Origin of the sequence: Enterococcus sp. DIV1096b (genome assembly GCF_050498765.1) — a bacterium.
Lineage (GTDB): Bacteria > Bacillota > Bacilli > Lactobacillales > Enterococcaceae > Enterococcus_D > Enterococcus_D entomosocium.
In genome coordinates, this window is sequence record NZ_JBMHEK010000001.1 from 2365992 (window position 1) to 2381944 (window position 15953).

Sequence of the window (15953 nt, forward strand, 5' to 3'; positions counted from 1 at the left end):
TCAACCTCCTTGTTGTATGATCTGCAACCACCGTTCTCGGGTTTCTTTCTTGTATTCATCAAGCAGTACCTGATAGGTAAAATTGTATTGAATGCCGTTGTCATCTACCAAAAAGCCCGCTTCTGTCAATGGTGCGCCTGCTTTGATTTGATACGGTAGTTTTGATTGACAAGACGTAAGCCAAGCGGCATCTAGATGGGCTGCTTGCTCAGGACCAGCTTGGAAGGTCACCGTCCCACTGATCGGCAACTGCTGCAGCACATTTTCAGCAAATGACTGCAGCTCTTCTGGCGTCCAGGCAACCATTTTTTGATACGCTTGCTCAAAAAGTTGTGTCAAGTATTCGTTTTGTTTCACCATTTGCTGCTGCTTAGCGGCACTTGCTTGGCGATTCAGGGCTTGCTGATAATGTTTTTCGGCTTGCTTTTTTGCTTGCTGGGCACGAAGCTGCAAGTCCGACTCTTTTTTCGCCCAGTCACGTGCCATCGTTTCACTGATCCTAGCACGTTCAGCGGCAGCCAAACGTTCCCGTTTTGTCTGCGCTTCTTGGTCTAGTTCAGCAATCATTTTGTCGATTGCATCCATACCTTCGCCCCCTTTAAATCGTTCCTAAAAGTAAGAAAGAAATAACAAAGCCTAAGATGGCATACATCTCAACCATTACCGAGAACATGACCCCTTTAAAGAAATGCTCTGGTTTCTTCGCTAAAATTTGAATCCCAGCTGCAGCGACCTTCCCTTGGGCCATTCCTGAGAATAAGCCAGTAAAGGCAACTGGCAGTGATGCCATCAAGTACGCCATACCAGTCACTGTCGACATTTCACCACTTAAGCTACCATAGATCATAAACGCAATAACGAATCCGTATAGTCCTTGCGTTCCGGGAAGCAATTGTAAAATCAAGGCTTGTCCAAACTTCTCCGGCTGATTCGTCGTTAAGGCTGCCGCTGCTTCACCAGTTTGGCCCACCCCTTTGGCTGAACCGATCCCAGAAAAGATCGTAGCGATCCCCATTCCGATAATTGCAAACACCATACCACCATTATTATTAATTAAGTAATCAATCATTTATTGTCTCCTCCATTTTCTTTATCAAAATCAACGTATTTCTCACTTGGCTTAAAGGTTTCAAATTGGCGCCCCCCACCAGTGAAAAATTTTCCGAAAAACTCTACATATTGTAAACGAGCGGCATGCACATACGCACTCAGTAACGATAAAAAGATGTTTAAAGCTTGTAGGACAACCAATAAAAGAATGCCCACAGAAAAACGAGCGGCTGGCGGCAAATAGCCCACCAATAAGTTGAAGGCTGCTGCGATACTCCCACCAGAGATCCCTAATGCCATCAAGCGGCTATAGCTGACAAAGTCGCCGATGTAACTGGTCACACCGTATAAGTCATACAAGCCTAAAAAGAAGCCGCCCACTTTGGTTTTCCCTTTCAGAATCGGTACCACGATGATCAATAAAGCACTAAAGCCTGCTAAAATCAAGCCGACGGTTGTTAGTGCTGGGACATCGATCAAAAGATTGCCAGCGGCTGCCACTAAAAGACCACTCAAAAATCCTAGCCACGCAAAGCCTTCGTTGACTGCACCTAAAAGATCCTTTTTGCGGATATTTTCTTTGGCTGCTAAATAAAGGCCTGTAAACAGTTGGATCCCACCAAAAATCATGGATAGACCAAAGATCGCCATAAAATCTTCGGAGGGCGATAAAAGTTGGAAGGGCAATGTAGCACCAAAGAAGGAGCCGTAGATTGCGCCCCAAATCATAGTTGGCACAGACAAAATCTGGAACAATTTCAGAAACCGTTTGGTCCCTTTGGGCAAACGCAAGGCGTGTAGCCCAATCGTGGTCGCGACAGCCATTAATGCACCATAACCTAAGTCAGCCACCATCATACCAAAGAAAACATAGTAAAAAGGCGTCATCCATGGGGTTGGATCGATCTCATCGTATTTTGGCAAGCTGTACATTTCCGTCAACATTTCAAAGGGTTGAATAAACGAGGCGTTTTTTAGCTTCGTTGGCACTTGATTGGCAGCGATCTCCTCTGCAGTGGGTTCTTCAAATGAATAGTAAATCTCGTTGGCAAAGGATTCTTGGACCATTTCCGCCACTAACGGCTGATCCTTTTCTTCGATCCAGCCGCGCAAGAGGGCAAAGGTCTGACCAGCTGCTAAGCGCTGTTGCATCATTGCCCGATTCTCACGAGTCAAAAACAGTTCTTCCGCTTGCTGCAGCAGGATCAGCCGTTGTTTGTGCTGACTGATTTCTGTAATCAGTTCTTTGCGCTGTTGCGTCAAGGAAGTCAAGGCTTGTTTCGCATTTTGCAAAACCACTTTTGGTGATTCGGATGTCAGTCCAGTTTCTTTCTTCACCCCATATCGGTGAAACAATTGGAACACTCGCTCTTCGATCGCTGTTAAAAACAGGCAGCTGAAATTGACTTTTTTGGGTTCAGAATAGATCACTTCGATATGAATCTCTTCCAATTGACGCAAGGCTTCAGCTAGATCTTCCCAGCGTGGACCTTCGACACTCCCAGCAAAAAAACTTGTATGTGCAGGCGCTTCGATCTCCAAGGGTACGTCAAGATTTTGCCATTGTGTCGCCCATTCTTCCGTCTGCGTCGCTGCTTCGATCGCTTCGATCGTCTCTACCCAGCGCTCTTGCAACTTCTCGACTTCAACCAGCTCCGTCAATGCTGCTGCTTCATCGAAGCTTGTTTCAAAGTCCGACAGCCGCAAGGCATCTCGTTGCCATTCTATGCCTTTTTTCGCATCACCATTTTGGCGAATAAAGCGGATTGCTTCTTGCAGTCGACGAATCATTGGTTGGTGAGAAGCACCTTCTGGGGTGGCTCCTGCAAAAAATTCCCGTAGCCAAGTTTCGTTCGCTTCCTGCTCAAATACGTTCTCGATTTCAACAAACTGCATCGTTTGCAGCTTCGTCAATACCCTTTCTTGGTAGTGCTTCGGGGTGATCAACGTTAGTTTATTTAGTTTGGTTACTGCCATAAGTTCCGATCACTCCTTCAACGATCTGTTGAACCGCTTGCTCTTGGAAGCTTTGCATATTTTTTTGGTAACGATCTAACACTTGCTGGGTCTCTTTTGCCAGCTGCTGCTTTTGTGCTTCTAGTGACTGTTGCAACTGGTCTTCGACTGTTGCTTGTTCCTGAGCAAGGGCTTCTTCCAAAGCGGAAGCCCGCTCTTGCAATGCTTGTTGCTGCTGCGCTTCTTCCGACTGCAGTTCTTTTTTCAAAGCGAGCAATTGCTGTTCATTGGCTTCTTCTGCTTCTCGTAAACGAGTCAAAGCTTCTCTCATCGATTTCCCTCCCATAGTGATTTATATTCTCAACTGAAAAATAAACAAAAAAAGCATACCTCACGAAGAAGTATGCTGATAACAAAAAAAAGGCCAGCATTCCTCCAAGAATGTTTGCCTCACCCCTTGGCAAACCTGATCCTTGAAGCATAAAAAATGCTCAACCTTTGTCTATTTTATTTTTCAATTCCTGAACTATTATAGCAAAAAAAAATGTTTCCTTCAAGTAGAATCGTTTTTTATGAGAAAAAGACGATTTCTACTATTGTATGTTCGCTCGTAATTCCACAGCTCTTGGCTGTCCGAATAACCATTACTATTCGTTCAGTCTCTTGGGGACTTTTCACCTAACATTTGTCAGTGATCGGATTGTTCTTACTAAATTGAAATCGGTCAAAATCAATTTAAGCCTTAGAATGGTCTGAATGAAGAACGTTGAGATTTTTTGAAAATGCTAGACATCATTTGATTGGTACCAAAAAGGAGATAACAATTCCAACAACCCGTTCGATCCCTGACAAATCTTAAGTGAGAAGTTCGCTTATTTCGCTTCTCTTTTTATCGATGGCAGCGGTTGGCCCTTTTCTTCACAAATGAAATAACCGCCTCGGTAAAGGCATGTATAAATCTTACCGGGCTCCATTGTTAGGGGAAGCCCATTTTTTAAATACATCGGTTTTCTTTCCATTGAGCTCACCTTGTCTTTCGTGGGATAATAAGTCAAAATAAAAAACAACAGCTATTTCTAATCTTATCTTCAAGATTACCAAAAAATAAACTAATTTTCTAGTTTTTAATCAAAATATCGCAACTATATTGAATATTTTATAAAAAGATGGAGATTTATCCGAGAGCGTGTGTAAAGAATGAACAGGAGGAAAAAAGGATGTCAGATGAACGTTGGTTTCAAATAAGAAGAAAGCGAAACATCGAATTGGGAATTTGTTTGCTCGTCGTCCTGCCGATGGTCTATGGCTTATGGTTTCAACTGGCTTTTTTGATTCATTACATGTCGTTTTTGTTTCTGGTTGCTGTCTTTACTGCAATCTACGAAGGAATTCGTTGTATCTGGGCTTTCATTAGAAAAAAACGATCTTGAGAAAGCTTTGCTCTGCTATAATAAATGAAACGAGCAGAGAGGAGTGCTTCTATGAAACGAATCATTATGGCTTGTGACTTACAACATACCCCCAAAGCTTTACAAGAATCCGCCCTTTCTTTTGACCCCTTTATCCCGGATTCTCGAAGTGTCGCAGAACTTTTTTATTCGGCCTATCATGAAACGACGGATGACGAAGGGGAATCGATTGCTGACTAGCAAAGAGAGCTGAGAGAGACTGCTGACGGAAAATACGGTCCCTTGAGTCCAGAGCTTTCTTTTCGGTTGCAAATGGATAATTATCCTATCGGTGCCGTAGTAACCAGCACGTTTCAAGAGCTTCCCCTGCTATTATTTGTTGTTATGAGCGCAGCCTATAAAGGCAAAGGCTTATCCAAGCTAATGATGAATGAAGTGATCCAACGAGCAAAAGCCATGGGACTCACTCACCTTTATCTGGTAGTGACGGTTGAAAATCAGCCAGCCTACAAGCTGTATGAAGCATGCGGTTTTTCCTTTGCAGGTGAAAGCTGGGCTGATCTTTCCCCTTAGCTAGGCTCGCAAGTTATCCGTGTCATTTTCTACTATTTGAAAAGGAGCTTCGAACCAATGAATGAACGACTAGCTGCTGCGATCCAACTGCGGGCTGAAAAAAAGCTGCAACAATCAAATGAACAATTGATTCAATTAGCTGCCGAAAATCCCCAAGATGCCTTTGTCCACTACCAAACGGCTTGGAGTTATGATCTTTTAGGGGAAGAACAACAGGCAATTCCTTATTATGAACAAGCAATCGCGTTAGGTTTATCAGAAAACGACTTGCCAGATGCCTACCTAGGTCTAGGCAGCACCTATCGTGCCCTCGGCAAGTATCAAAAAGCCGAAGAAGTGTTTTTACACGCGATACAGCTGTTTCCAAAAAATCATGCTTTGCAAACCTTCTATGCCATGACACTGTTTAATCTAGCCGAGTATGAGCAAGCCGCTGAACGATTATTGACCCTGCTTGCCGAAACCTCTAGCGATCCAGACATCCAGTCTTACCGACAGGCACTTTTGTTTTATGCGGATAAACTCAATGAGACATGGGGTTAGATGTTTCCGTCGGATCAATCAAGCACTCCCTTCTCGATTAAAGAAAGGGAGTATTTCTTTTTTCCTGTCCCTTAATTACTCCTTCGCTATCAGCGCTTTGCTGAATCAATAGCCATCGACTTTCCTATAGTCCTTTTTCCTTCAATCAATACCAAACATCCATTATCGAAAATTTCGATAACAAAACCAATTGACGTGCACGGTCAAATTTGCTAATTTATCTATGCTTTTTTTATCAATATTTTGGAGGAATGACTATGCCCTTTATTGTCTATTTTTTTCTATCCTTATTGATTATTTATATTCCGACACCCACACTTTTGCTATTTTTTCAAAAACTTGCCTCCCAGCATGACAATCTGACGGCTTTTAGCAAACTTTTTCTATTATTGATGATCTTGCTGGATTATTACTTAAGCTATTATTGGTTGAAAAACTGCAAGGTCAAAAAAGCGCACTACCTTTATTTAGTCTTTGTCAATGTCTTCGAATGGCTGATCCACTTCTATCTTTATTCACGATTTGAAACGATCAATCTACTAGTCATTTTGTTGTTCCAAACCGTGCTACTATGCTGTATGATCTTTTTTCCTGTCTCGGAGAAATTTCGCTCATTCCTTTTTACCTAAAAAAAGAGCATCCTTGGTTTCCACATAAAAAATCAAGCTTCTCAATCGTTTCTTTCTAAGAACGGATTTACGCGATAGCCCACCTTTGTTACGATTGATAAAAAGGATGTGTTGTGATGTCATTGATCGTCTTGATTGGCGCGCAAGCGGTAGGAAAAATGACTGTGGGGAAAGAACTGGAAAAACGATTGGATGCAAAACTATTATTCAATCACCAGACCATTGATCTTTTTGCGAATTTTCTTGGCTATAGCCCAGCAGCATTTGCTTTGTCTAATCAAACGCGGATCGAACTCTTCAAAGCCTTTGTTCATAATGAAGCCAATAATACGACAAAATCAATCATCTTTACGGTCTTGATTGATTTCGATCAAGCGGGAGACTTAGCTTTTTTACAAGAGATCGCCCAACTATTTACCGATGCCCGACAAGAGGTCTATTTTATCGAATTAGTGGCTGATATTGAAGAACGCTTAAAACGCAATTGCCATGAGGACCGTTTAGCCGTAAAGCCGTCAAAAAGAGCGCTGGCTTTTTCTAGAAATGAGCTTTTGTCTTCGTTTGAAAACTATCGCTTAGAAAGCCTGCCACAGGAATTAACTACCCTTTTCCCAACGATTCCTTTGCTGAAAATCAACAATACCCACTTGTCACCTGATGAAGTGAGTCAAAAAATTATTGCCCATTTTTCCTTGACTTAAGTGCCAAAGAAACGCCATTATCAAGCTTTGCTTCAATACGAAAATGTCTATTGACTTTGACGCTGCGTCAAGCGGTATCCTCTAATCAAGAGGAGGTGTCAAAATGAAAGTTTATGTTATGCCAATGTTTTACCAAATGAAGACAAAAGATATTGTGCAATCATCGAAATGGTTCACAGAAATCTTGGGTTTCCAGTCATTGTATCAGTTTCGCAATCAAGAAAATCAAGTGATGATGGACCACCTGCGTCTTGCTGACTACCAAGATTTGATGCTGATTGCAGCAGAAGCGTTCACTGTTGGCGATGGGGCAATTTTGAATGTAGCGATGAATAATCTTCAGAATATCGCTCAGAAAATTCCCTCAAAGTGGATCGTGGAACCTTTGATGGAAAAGCCTTGGAATGCCCTTGAAATGACCATCAAAGACCCCAACGGTTATTTGTTTACCCTAACAGAGGCAATAAGAAAAAACGAATCAGACTTTCAAACCTTGATGGACCAAGCCAAGGATTATTTTCAATAAAAGGAACCGAGTAAGAAGAATTGCTTTCTTACTCGGTTCCTTTTTTATATAAAAACTTGATTCTGGCAGCAATGACAAAAAAACGACCCTTTCCTAGATTTACCTAGCGAAACTTTTTGCCCCATCAGATGTACCAATACACCGCTTTAGTATATTTTTAAGTATTGAAGGTAATTATTAACACACCTAACTCAGAACATGTTACACTAAGCGAAAAGGGGGATTTCCTATGGAAAAGAAATCGCAGCTTCCGTGGTACAAGCGTAAAAAATTCTACCTTCCAGTTGCCGTCGTCCTCGGCGTGATTGGGTTTCTTCCCAGTCTCGTTTCTCTTTTCGGGGTATCGATCGATGATGAATTCAATCCTGATTACTATTCTGATCCGAATGAACCAATGTTTAAGAAAAAGCAAAACTGACTGTTGCGATGCCGTATGCAGTTTTTTTGACCAACAAAAAAAGAGCAATCACTCGCTGTTGTGTTTGCTCCTTTTTTAAAAGGGATTCGGCAAACCTACGCACCTTGACAGGGTAAGCTGTTTGGGGAGAGGGCGTTTGAATGCGCGAATGAACAGTAACTTATTACGTGAAACCACTTATACTTTTTTCCTGTTAAAAAATCAATTGCTAACCAATCACAAAGGATCGATTATTTGAAGAAAGAAAAAACGTTAGCCATTAGTTCTACAACTTCCCAGGGAAAACTAAAAAAATCAAACATCCATTTCTCCTCCTTTAATTGACTTTCTTCAAGTTTACCCGCAAAATAAAGCTGTAACATATTTGGACTATTTTTCCGTCCACTTTTTTTAGGAGGGATTTTTTGAAGGCCAATGACTTGTTAAAAGAGTTACGAACGGAACGAAATATCTCACAGCGAAAATTGGTTGAGAACATTTCAGAACGCAGTACACTGGCAACCTTTGAACAAAAAGGGCATCGCATCGCCTTTGATATTTTGCACCAATATTTGGACCGCTTAAATGTTACCTTAGAGGAATTTGAGTATCGCTTGGATGACAATCAAGTCAGCGAGAAAAAACAGCTATCCAAACAGTTGACCACCGCTTACTATGAAAGCAATTATTCTGAAGTACTCTCTTTGATCAACAAAGCCCAAGCACTGTATAAAACCACGAAGGATTTTTTCTATTATGTATTGTATAGTCAATTCTTTTTGATTTTAGAGAAAAAAGGCGTAGTTACCGACGAGGAAGAACGTTGCATCATCGAAGCGACCATCAAGAAATACTTGGAACGAATCGACACGTGGGGAAAATTTGAAATCTCCTTATTTACCAATCTGCTTTTCCTTTTTTCTGACGAGTACATCTTGTATCAAATGAAACACCTGAATAAAAAAATTTTTTACAGCAATACGCTAAGTATCAATTATCAAATCTACACAAAATTGCTGACGAATGCGGCTTTCTTGTTTATCGATCGCAAAAAACCTGCCGAGTTGGCGCATGTGCTGACGTATCTAGCCGATCACCTGCCGCCGGACAATGATCGTATCCGCCTGATGATTCGTTATTTCGAAGGCATTTACGCCTTGTTCCAAGGAGATCGTACGCTGGGAATGGCCACGATTGAAAAAGCCTTGGACTATCTGCGATTTATTGGACAAGAAGCCTTTGCCAAAGAATTAGAGGTACTGGCTCATAGTATCTAAAAAAACCTGCTGCTTCCTCTCAGTAAGAGAACGACTCTCTTACACGGAGGAAACAGCAGGTTTATTTTTTCTTAAAGTAAATGCAATGCTTCTTTCCAGAGCAAAACTCGTTTGACGGAAGCATTCAAATCAGCTTCCAAATAGCGGCCATCTTCAACCGCTTGTACGACAAAGGGGATCTGTTCTTGGTAGGTAGATGAGATCACTAGATCATTTCCCGCCTGCAACGCCTGTAATGCGGCTTCATTTTGCGGAATGAACTCAGAAAGTCCTGCCATATCCAAGTCATCCGTCATGATGACCCCTTCAAAATGCAATTCATTTCGGAGCAACTCATGCACGGGTTTTGAAATAGAGGCGGGTACAGTGTTATCGATACTATTGACAATCGTATGGGCCACCAAAATACTATCGGCACCAGCCTTGATCCCTGCGGCAAAAGGCAGAAAATCCGTTTCCCGCAGTGCAGATAGCGGGCGGTCATCGGTGACGATGGCGACATGCGAGTCACGATTGTTGCCATAGCCGGGAAAATGCTTCAAGGTTGACCCCACGTGGTGTTTCTGCAAAACATGAACCACACGTTCTACAAACGCACTCGTGCCCTGCGCATCCATGCCAATGGTTCGGTCGTAGATAAAGGACTGCGGATCAGTGGAAACATCGGCAACGGGAAACAGCCCGGCATTGATGCCATACGCTTTTAAAATTTCCGCTTTCTTTGCTGTATCTTCTTCGATCGCCGACCATCCACCTTGGGCATATAGCTGTTGTGGTGAGAGAAAACGCTGATCCGTAAGGTTCGGATTGCGGCTGATGCGAGTCACCGTGCCCCCTTCTTCATCCATACCGATCAACAGCGGAATGGCGCTGGCTGCTTGGTAATCTGAAATTTTCTGTTTCAAGCTCTCCGCCGTCTCATTTTCGGTATCACGGCCGAATAACAGATAGCCGCCAAAGTGATAGTTTTGAAGTTCTTCGATTTGATTGCTTTCAGGTACACGGACAAAAAACAATTGCCCGACCTTCTCCTCCAAACTCATCGTGGCGATTTTTTCTGCTATTGCCTCTTCTGACTGTTCTTGCGTGGAAGTTGAAACAGAAGGTGACGTGGAAACTGAGGTGGTTTCTTGGCTTGCACTGCTTTCTTCCTTTGTTTCGTCTCTCGAGCTGCTTTGCTGGATCACGGATGACTCCTCCGTTTGCTGTTTTTGCTGTTCTATCACCCACTTCATCCCTCCCATTGCTGCTAAGACCAAGAAAAGAAACAGTCCCATAGCGAGTCCTTTTTTATTCATAGGTTACCCTTCCCCTCTAAACAAGTTATTGAGAATGACTAAGCCCATCCTTAGAAAGAAAAAAGTGAACCACTGACGAAATATTCGCAGATGATTCACTTCAATGGATGTTATCGTTCTTTTTTACTCGTTAAACGAACCGTCGGATCAGCCGTTTGTATGGTACCGCACGCCCTACGATGTAAATCAACGCAGTTTGTATCGGGAACATGATGACTGCTTTTAGCAAGCGGACCGACCAGATGGCCCAGCTTGTCAAAGGAATATTCAGCATCATAGCTAACCAGATCGGTGTTAAGATCAAGGTTATTAAAAGTGTATTTAACAAGACGACCATCGCCGCTCGTTTTAATGTGACTTCTTTCCGATAGAAGAAGTAGCCATAAATCAGTCCACCAACAAAGGCATTGATGGTAAAGCCGAAAAAGTAGGCTGATTTTGGAAAAATCACCATTCCTGCGATATCGGCTAATGAGGAGCCAACTGCTGTCCAAAACGGACCAAACAGCATACCCATGATCAGCTGTGGTACAAAGGAAAATGTGATTTTGATATAGGAGGTTTCAAACCCCAAGATTTGCGACAAGACCACCATTAAGGCAATCAAAAGTCCCATGACCGCAATCATGTGTGCATCGACTTTTCTTTTCATAGCGAGCATCTCCTTTTAGAGTTGCTACAAATTCATGCAGCGAATGCGAAAATAAAACCGCGAACGAATGATCGTTCTTCGTCCGAAAGGCAACATCCCATCCTTTCAGCACTTAACGCTTTATTTCCTACTCTGATTTTTTTTAGGTATTGCTACCCAGACACACTATAGCATACAAGCGCGGACTGCTACAATTTTTCTTGCTTATTTTCTTGTACAAACTCTGCCAATGTTCGCTTTTCTTTTTTTGTGCATCAAAAAAACGCTTTTCTCATGTGAATCTTTCTACCACCAGTAAGTGAGCAGGAAACATTCTCAAAAAAAGCGTTCATTCCTGTTTCTTGTTTCCTTTCATGCTTTATGACAAATTATCCAATCAGATTGTCATTGATCAATACCGATTTGATGTCGCGTAATTGATGATCGATAGCAAGCTGTTCATGGGTCATCGTTGCGGTGACCTCTTTCATGGCATGCATTTCTTCATTCAATTCGTTGATATTCGTTACTAATTTGTTCAATGCTTCAATAATCAGTTGATTGTTATCCATGGTGAAACACTCCTTTTTGTAATGGTTGAGGTTAGTCTTCTTCGTTGATTGGCTGCTTCATCGTACCAACGGCGGCAACTGCGCGTTTCGTTTTATAAAACAATTTGTATAAAACAAGGACGACGACTGGGATCAGTCCGCATAAGATGTAGATTTGCGAATAATCAAACAGACCGTGCAAGCTTCCTAATGCATAGGGACCTACGCCTAAGCCGAGGTCCAGCCCGATGAAATAGGTGGAGAGCGCTACGCCGACACGGTGAGGATCGACCTCTTTTAGACAAACGGCTTGGCCATTCGACATGAAGGTGCCATAGCCCAAGCCGACAAAGCAACCCGCAAGCAACAACATCCAGCTGTTGCCGGTAATACTCAATAGGAAAAGACCAAGGGTCAAGAAAAGAAAGCTGGGATACATGACCGCATCTGCGCCATGGCGGTCAAATAGTTTGCCAGTCATTGGCCGTGTGAAGGTCACGGAAAGTGCATAGACGATGAAGAAAAAGGCACCGGCCGTTTCTAACCCAAGGTCACTGGCGTAGATCGACAAGAAGCCGAGAACACTGGAATAAGCCAACCCGATCAAAAAGGCAATCCCGGAAATGAAAAAGACTTTTGGTTCGACAAAACTTTTGATGGACCATTTTTTTAGTTGTGCTCTGTGTTCTTCTGTTAATGGGATGTTTTTGACTGGGAACCAGAAACACGCGATGGCTGTTGCGATTGATAAGATGGTTGCTAACCAAATAATGAAATCAAAGCCGACGGTCGGTAATAATAGCATGCCAATAAAAGGCCCGACTGCCGCTGCTAAACTGGTACTTAATCCATAGTAATTGATCCCTTCGCCATGTTTGGAAGCTGGGATATATGCTGTGACGATCGCATTAGCCGCAGTTGAGACAGCACCATAAGCAAAGCCATTGAAAAAGCGCACAGTATCTAAAATATAAATGTTGACTGAGACCAAATAAGCAGCGGTGGTAATGACATAAAACAATATCCCCCAGCGCAAAACAGCTTTACGACCAACTAATTCTAAAATTTTTCCAACATACAAGCGAGCGATCAAGGTCCCGATAATGTAGATCCCCGCTGCCAAGCCAGCTTGTGCGGTGGATGCCCCTAGCTCCTGAGTGGCAAATTTCGCAGTGATGACGACAAAACAATAATACACGAGAAAGACGATAAAATTGATCAAGGTAATCGTGATAAACCCTTTGTTCCATAGTTTTTCATTTTTGGTTGACGGCGTCGAGCTGACGATTCCTTCTTGATTGGTTTCCCTGTCTGACATGTTTCTTCCATTCCTCCTGTTTGTGCTGTGATGCGTTTTACTATACCGAAACTTCCTCTACTTGAAATGCGCTTTTGCTGTTAAAAAAGAGCATTAACAAGAAACATTAACATTTGTTATTGCTTTTTCACTAGAAATGTCTTTTAATGAAGCTTGAATAGAGGATATTTCATCTTTTTTTCAGAAAATGTTGGGTTGGCATCAAGTGAAGGAGTAACGCGGGTGGAAAAACAGATATTACGTGATTATTTAGAAAAACAAGCAATACCGATCGTTATCCGTAAGAAAAAGAGTTACTTGACGTATGAGGGGATCCCGGATCGGTACGTCTATATTTTAAAAAAAGGCATCATCAAAACTAGCGTAGTGACCCATGAAGGGCGCGAATTCAACTTGCGCTATTTGACGGATTTCGAGATCGTCTCTTTGTTTAAAGACGAATCCTCTCAAGAAGTCGAAGCCCCTTTTAATGTGCGGGTTGAATCAGAAGAAGCCGAATTATACAAAATCGTGCGGGATCAATTTTGGGCAGATGTCAATCGTGACCGTCTGCTACAGGATTATGTCAAAGAGTATTATCGGAGAAACTTGATGGATACGATGAAAAAGATGCAGCAAATGCTGATGAACGGCAAATTTGGTGCTGTCTGTACCCAAATCAATGAGCTGTATGAAACGTTCGGAATCCAGACAACAGATGGTGTCTTGATTGACTTTGAAGTCACCAATGAGGAGATCGCTCGCTTTTGCGGCATTACCTCTGCCAGCAGTGTCAATCGAATGATGCAAAAATTACGAGAATCTGGCGCCCTAAAAAGTGTCGATCGCAAACTATTAGTGACAGATATCGACTTTATTCGGGAGAATATTATTTATTGATCAAAAAAGACTTTGTACGCCTTTTGGTTTCAGGCACACAAAGTCTTTTTTCGATTAAATAAACGTCACCGTTTCCGTCACTTCGATCGTTGGATCTAACGATTGGATCACGGGGCAATTTGGTGAAACGAGTTTTAGGCAACGGGTCGCTTTGTCATGATCAGCTTCGGCGATTTTCGCATAAAACTGAATTTGGATAGCACTGACTGGTTGGGCTTTTTTATTGTCGTCTCGGTCATAGCTGACTTCGATCTTTTCGATTTCTGCTTCAACCTTTGAATTCTCTAAGACGGATGCGTATACATAGCCGCCGCAAGCAGCTACCGCACTCACAAGCATTTGGACTGGCGAATAGCCTTTTTCCCGTGCTAACACCCAATTGCCAGTTGGGGTCGTCATTTCAAATTTGTCGCTTCCTTGATGGATCGTCAATGTTTCTACTGTCATCGTTTTTCTCTCCTCACAAAATGATCTGGTTCAACTTCGACCCATTCATACAATGGTGTCAAAGTAATCGTGCTTTGAATTTCCGTTTGTTCCATCGCACCTCTTGCTAACACAGGATCAGCGATCGGAGCTGCTGCTAATAATTTCTTCGTGTAAGGATGCAGCGGATTTTCAAACAAACGATCGGTAGGTGCCAATTCAACTAATTTCCCTTGATACATGACGGCTGTTCGATCACTGATATGACGAATCACGGACAAGTCATGGGAAATGAATAAATAAGACAATGAAAACTCTTTTTGTAGACGCAGCAGCAATTGGATGATCTGAGCCTGAATGGAGACATCTAATGCCGAAGTCGGTTCGTCACACAAGACGAACGCCGGGCGATTGACCACCGCACGAGCGATACCGATCCGTTGCCGTTGTCCGCCGCTGAAACTGCGAGGCAGTTTATGAACATCATCACCGGTGATCCCGACGATCGCTAAGATTTCTTTGGCTTTCGCTCGAGCAGCATCTTTCGTTTCATGATACAACGGCTCCATCACCAGTTCAAGTGCTGTCATACGGGGATTCAATGATGAATACGGATCTTGGAAAATGATCTGCATTTGCTGATACGCTGCTTTGCGATCTTCTGCCGTCAATGCTGTTATCTCTTTGCCTTCAAAGAAAATCTCCCCGCTTGTTAAGGTCTCTAAATTTAAAATACTGCGTCCTAAAGTGGTTTTCCCACTCCCAGATTCCCCCACTAGCCCCAATGTCTCGCCCCGATGGATCGTAAGGCTGACATCTTCGACCGCTCGGACTTCACTGACAGTGCCGCGCCAGTTTTTACTGCGAAAGATTTTCGTCGCATGTTCTACGCGAATCAGTTCTTCCATTATTCTGTCACCTCCTGATTGCGCCAGACGCGATGTGTCTTAGATAGTTGCGTTTCTTGCAGTTCATCTGCCAATGTCTCATGATAGTCAAAGACTTTTAATTCGGCATGCTTGTCGCCTAAATGGGCCGCCTGCAATAATTGTTTCGTATAAGGATGTTCCGGCTGATAAAAAATTTCTTCCGTAGTTCCTTCTTCCACGACTCGGCCTTGATACATCACTTTAATAAAGTCGCACATTCCTGCAACGACCCCAAAGTCATGGGTCACAAGGACGACGGAAAGCTGGTTCTCTCTTTGCAGGTTTTTGATCAATGCCAAAATCTGTGCTTGGATCGTCACATCTAAAGCCGTTGTCGGTTCATCTGCGATCAGCAATTTCGGTTGCGCCAACAAAGCCATGGCAATCATCACCCGCTGACGCATCCCCCCAGATAGCTCATGAGGATATTGTTTCATGCGTTGTGCTGGAAAAGGTATGCCGACTTTTTCTAACTCTTTGACGGCGATTTCTTGTGCTGCTTTTTTCGATACTTTTTGTGAGCGGCGAATCACTTCGATCAAATGATAGCCAATCGTGCGCAAAGGATTTAACGAAGTCATCGGGTCTTGAAAAATCATGGCGATCGGTAATGTTCGACGATCGGTCACTGCTGTTCCTTCAAATGTATAACTGGTATAGTGATCGGTCACTTTATCAGGCAAAAGATCCATGACGCTTTTCATGGTCATACTTTTGCCGCTGCCAGATTCGCCAACGATCCCAACGACTTTGCCCTTAGGAATTACCAGATCAAGATTTTTTACTAACGGTTTCGGACCGGTTTTGCTTTGAAATGTCACATTCAACGCTTCGATCGCTAATAACTCTGTCTTCATCGG

General features: G+C 42.8%; 21 protein-coding genes, 1 riboswitch and 1 other annotated feature. Of the genes, 10 read left to right on the plus strand and 11 right to left on the minus strand.

The window, feature by feature from the left end; all coding sequences use genetic code 11:
• The 4 genes from IGJ17_RS11155 to IGJ17_RS11170 are packed head-to-tail and all read right to left on the minus strand — an operon-like array spanning position 1 to position 3337.
• Positions 1-585, minus strand: coding sequence for a hypothetical protein (locus IGJ17_RS11155; protein ID WP_061054383.1), 585 nt, complete (start codon positions 583-585; stop codon positions 1-3).
• 13 nt (positions 586-598) lie between these two features.
• Positions 599-1069 carry a V-type ATP synthase subunit K gene (locus tag IGJ17_RS11160; protein WP_005225567.1) on the minus strand — a complete coding sequence of 157 codons (471 nt, stop codon included), beginning with the start codon at positions 1067-1069 and terminating at the stop codon, positions 599-601.
• Positions 1066-3027, minus strand: coding sequence for a V-type ATP synthase subunit I (locus IGJ17_RS11165; protein WP_429961392.1), 1962 nt, complete (start codon positions 3025-3027; stop codon positions 1066-1068). Before IGJ17_RS11165 ends, IGJ17_RS11160 begins: the two co-directional genes overlap by 4 nt.
• Positions 3005-3337 (minus strand): hypothetical protein, encoded by a 333-nt coding sequence (locus IGJ17_RS11170; protein WP_008378883.1) that lies wholly within the window; start codon positions 3335-3337, stop codon positions 3005-3007. The genes IGJ17_RS11165 and IGJ17_RS11170 overlap by 23 nt, the downstream gene beginning before the upstream one ends.
• A gap of 112 nt (positions 3338-3449) precedes the next feature.
• Positions 3450-3503, minus strand: a sequence feature (sodium ion sensor (DUF1646 type); this cis-regulatory element may regulate processes involved in with the transportation of sodium ions).
• Between the two features lie 720 nt (positions 3504-4223).
• Here IGJ17_RS11170 and IGJ17_RS11175 point away from each other — a divergent pair.
• From IGJ17_RS11175 to IGJ17_RS11215, 9 genes are all read left to right on the plus strand, one after another.
• The gene (locus tag IGJ17_RS11175) at positions 4224-4436 is read left to right on the plus strand and encodes a hypothetical protein (RefSeq protein ID WP_008378885.1); all 213 of its coding nucleotides are present in this window, start codon (positions 4224-4226) and stop codon (positions 4434-4436) included.
• A 51-nt stretch (positions 4437-4487) separates the two neighbouring features.
• Positions 4488-4655 carry a hypothetical protein gene (locus IGJ17_RS11180; protein WP_429961393.1) on the plus strand — a complete coding sequence of 56 codons (168 nt, stop codon included), beginning with the start codon at positions 4488-4490 and terminating at the stop codon, positions 4653-4655.
• Between the two features lie 72 nt (positions 4656-4727).
• Positions 4728-4988 (plus strand): GNAT family N-acetyltransferase, encoded by a 261-nt coding sequence (locus IGJ17_RS11185; RefSeq protein WP_429961394.1) that lies wholly within the window; start codon positions 4728-4730, stop codon positions 4986-4988.
• 57 nt (positions 4989-5045) lie between these two features.
• Positions 5046-5531 carry a tetratricopeptide repeat protein gene (locus IGJ17_RS11190; protein WP_008378889.1) on the plus strand — a complete coding sequence of 162 codons (486 nt, stop codon included), beginning with the start codon at positions 5046-5048 and terminating at the stop codon, positions 5529-5531.
• A 257-nt stretch (positions 5532-5788) separates the two neighbouring features.
• The gene (locus tag IGJ17_RS11195; protein WP_008378891.1) at positions 5789-6160 is read left to right on the plus strand and encodes a hypothetical protein; all 372 of its coding nucleotides are present in this window, start codon (positions 5789-5791) and stop codon (positions 6158-6160) included.
• A gap of 116 nt (positions 6161-6276) precedes the next feature.
• Positions 6277-6861, plus strand: a complete 585-nt coding sequence (locus tag IGJ17_RS11200) for a hypothetical protein (protein WP_420657655.1) — start codon at positions 6277-6279, stop codon at positions 6859-6861.
• A 103-nt stretch (positions 6862-6964) separates the two neighbouring features.
• Positions 6965-7387, plus strand: coding sequence for a VOC family protein (locus tag IGJ17_RS11205; protein ID WP_429961395.1), 423 nt, complete (start codon positions 6965-6967; stop codon positions 7385-7387).
• A gap of 229 nt (positions 7388-7616) precedes the next feature.
• Positions 7617-7805: a hypothetical protein gene (locus tag IGJ17_RS11210; protein ID WP_005234854.1), complete on the plus strand. Its 189-nt coding sequence runs from the start codon at positions 7617-7619 to the stop codon at positions 7803-7805.
• A gap of 404 nt (positions 7806-8209) precedes the next feature.
• Positions 8210-9061, plus strand: a complete 852-nt coding sequence (locus IGJ17_RS11215; protein ID WP_008378897.1) for an Rgg/GadR/MutR family transcriptional regulator — start codon at positions 8210-8212, stop codon at positions 9059-9061.
• A 71-nt stretch (positions 9062-9132) separates the two neighbouring features.
• Here the strand turns inward: IGJ17_RS11215 and IGJ17_RS11220 are convergent, their stop codons facing one another.
• From IGJ17_RS11220 to IGJ17_RS11235, 4 genes are all read right to left on the minus strand, one after another.
• A complete protein-coding gene (locus tag IGJ17_RS11220; RefSeq protein WP_086316381.1) occupies positions 9133-10359 on the minus strand; it encodes a glycoside hydrolase family 3 protein in 1227 nt (408 codons plus the stop codon).
• Between the two features lie 130 nt (positions 10360-10489).
• Complete coding sequence (locus IGJ17_RS11225) at positions 10490-11020, minus strand: folate family ECF transporter S component (protein WP_005225551.1); 531 nt, start codon at positions 11018-11020, stop codon at positions 10490-10492.
• 26 nt (positions 11021-11046) lie between these two features.
• A riboswitch (THF riboswitch) is annotated at positions 11047-11148 on the minus strand.
• A 231-nt stretch (positions 11149-11379) separates the two neighbouring features.
• Positions 11380-11562 carry a hypothetical protein gene (locus IGJ17_RS11230; protein WP_005225550.1) on the minus strand — a complete coding sequence of 61 codons (183 nt, stop codon included), beginning with the start codon at positions 11560-11562 and terminating at the stop codon, positions 11380-11382.
• 31 nt (positions 11563-11593) lie between these two features.
• The gene (locus IGJ17_RS11235) at positions 11594-12859 is read right to left on the minus strand and encodes an MFS transporter (protein WP_086316382.1); all 1266 of its coding nucleotides are present in this window, start codon (positions 12857-12859) and stop codon (positions 11594-11596) included.
• Positions 12860-13081: 222 nt separating this feature from the next.
• Here IGJ17_RS11235 and IGJ17_RS11240 point away from each other — a divergent pair, with 222 nt between their 5' ends.
• Complete coding sequence (locus IGJ17_RS11240) at positions 13082-13738, plus strand: Crp/Fnr family transcriptional regulator (RefSeq protein WP_086338474.1); 657 nt, start codon at positions 13082-13084, stop codon at positions 13736-13738.
• A gap of 54 nt (positions 13739-13792) precedes the next feature.
• Here IGJ17_RS11240 and IGJ17_RS11245 read toward each other — a convergent pair whose 3' ends face one another.
• From IGJ17_RS11245 to IGJ17_RS11255, 3 genes are read right to left on the minus strand one after another with little or no spacing between them, the layout of a single operon-like run.
• Positions 13793-14185: an OsmC family protein gene (locus tag IGJ17_RS11245; RefSeq protein WP_016621556.1), complete on the minus strand. Its 393-nt coding sequence runs from the start codon at positions 14183-14185 to the stop codon at positions 13793-13795.
• Complete coding sequence (locus IGJ17_RS11250; protein ID WP_008378908.1) at positions 14182-15072, minus strand: ATP-binding cassette domain-containing protein; 891 nt, start codon at positions 15070-15072, stop codon at positions 14182-14184. Before IGJ17_RS11250 ends, IGJ17_RS11245 begins: the two co-directional genes overlap by 4 nt.
• Positions 15072-15950 carry an ABC transporter ATP-binding protein gene (locus IGJ17_RS11255; protein ID WP_061054391.1) on the minus strand — a complete coding sequence of 293 codons (879 nt, stop codon included), beginning with the start codon at positions 15948-15950 and terminating at the stop codon, positions 15072-15074. The genes IGJ17_RS11250 and IGJ17_RS11255 overlap by 1 nt, the downstream gene beginning before the upstream one ends.
• Between the last annotated feature and the right edge of the window lie 3 nt (positions 15951-15953).

Coding starts and splice junctions, on each gene's coding strand:
- IGJ17_RS11155 (WP_061054383.1), bottom strand. CDS start 585: ATGGATGCAATCGACAAAATGATTGCTGAACTAGACCAAGAAGCGCAG.
- IGJ17_RS11160 (WP_005225567.1), bottom strand. CDS start 1,069: ATGATTGATTACTTAATTAATAATAATGGTGGTATGGTGTTTGCAATT.
- IGJ17_RS11165 (WP_429961392.1), bottom strand. CDS start 3,027: ATGGCAGTAACCAAACTAAATAAACTAACGTTGATCACCCCGAAGCAC.
- IGJ17_RS11170 (WP_008378883.1), bottom strand. CDS start 3,337: ATGAGAGAAGCTTTGACTCGTTTACGAGAAGCAGAAGAAGCCAATGAA.
- IGJ17_RS11175 (WP_008378885.1), top strand. CDS start 4,224: ATGTCAGATGAACGTTGGTTTCAAATAAGAAGAAAGCGAAACATCGAA.
- IGJ17_RS11180 (WP_429961393.1), top strand. CDS start 4,488: ATGAAACGAATCATTATGGCTTGTGACTTACAACATACCCCCAAAGCT.
- IGJ17_RS11185 (WP_429961394.1), top strand. CDS start 4,728: ATGGATAATTATCCTATCGGTGCCGTAGTAACCAGCACGTTTCAAGAG.
- IGJ17_RS11190 (WP_008378889.1), top strand. CDS start 5,046: ATGAATGAACGACTAGCTGCTGCGATCCAACTGCGGGCTGAAAAAAAG.
- IGJ17_RS11195 (WP_008378891.1), top strand. CDS start 5,789: ATGCCCTTTATTGTCTATTTTTTTCTATCCTTATTGATTATTTATATT.
- IGJ17_RS11200 (WP_420657655.1), top strand. CDS start 6,277: ATGTCATTGATCGTCTTGATTGGCGCGCAAGCGGTAGGAAAAATGACT.
- IGJ17_RS11205 (WP_429961395.1), top strand. CDS start 6,965: ATGAAAGTTTATGTTATGCCAATGTTTTACCAAATGAAGACAAAAGAT.
- IGJ17_RS11210 (WP_005234854.1), top strand. CDS start 7,617: ATGGAAAAGAAATCGCAGCTTCCGTGGTACAAGCGTAAAAAATTCTAC.
- IGJ17_RS11220 (WP_086316381.1), bottom strand. CDS start 10,359: ATGAATAAAAAAGGACTCGCTATGGGACTGTTTCTTTTCTTGGTCTTA.
- IGJ17_RS11225 (WP_005225551.1), bottom strand. CDS start 11,020: ATGCTCGCTATGAAAAGAAAAGTCGATGCACACATGATTGCGGTCATG.
- IGJ17_RS11230 (WP_005225550.1), bottom strand. CDS start 11,562: ATGGATAACAATCAACTGATTATTGAAGCATTGAACAAATTAGTAACG.
- IGJ17_RS11235 (WP_086316382.1), bottom strand. CDS start 12,859: ATGTCAGACAGGGAAACCAATCAAGAAGGAATCGTCAGCTCGACGCCG.
- IGJ17_RS11245 (WP_016621556.1), bottom strand. CDS start 14,185: ATGACAGTAGAAACATTGACGATCCATCAAGGAAGCGACAAATTTGAA.
- IGJ17_RS11250 (WP_008378908.1), bottom strand. CDS start 15,072: ATGGAAGAACTGATTCGCGTAGAACATGCGACGAAAATCTTTCGCAGT.
- IGJ17_RS11255 (WP_061054391.1), bottom strand. CDS start 15,950: ATGAAGACAGAGTTATTAGCGATCGAAGCGTTGAATGTGACATTTCAA.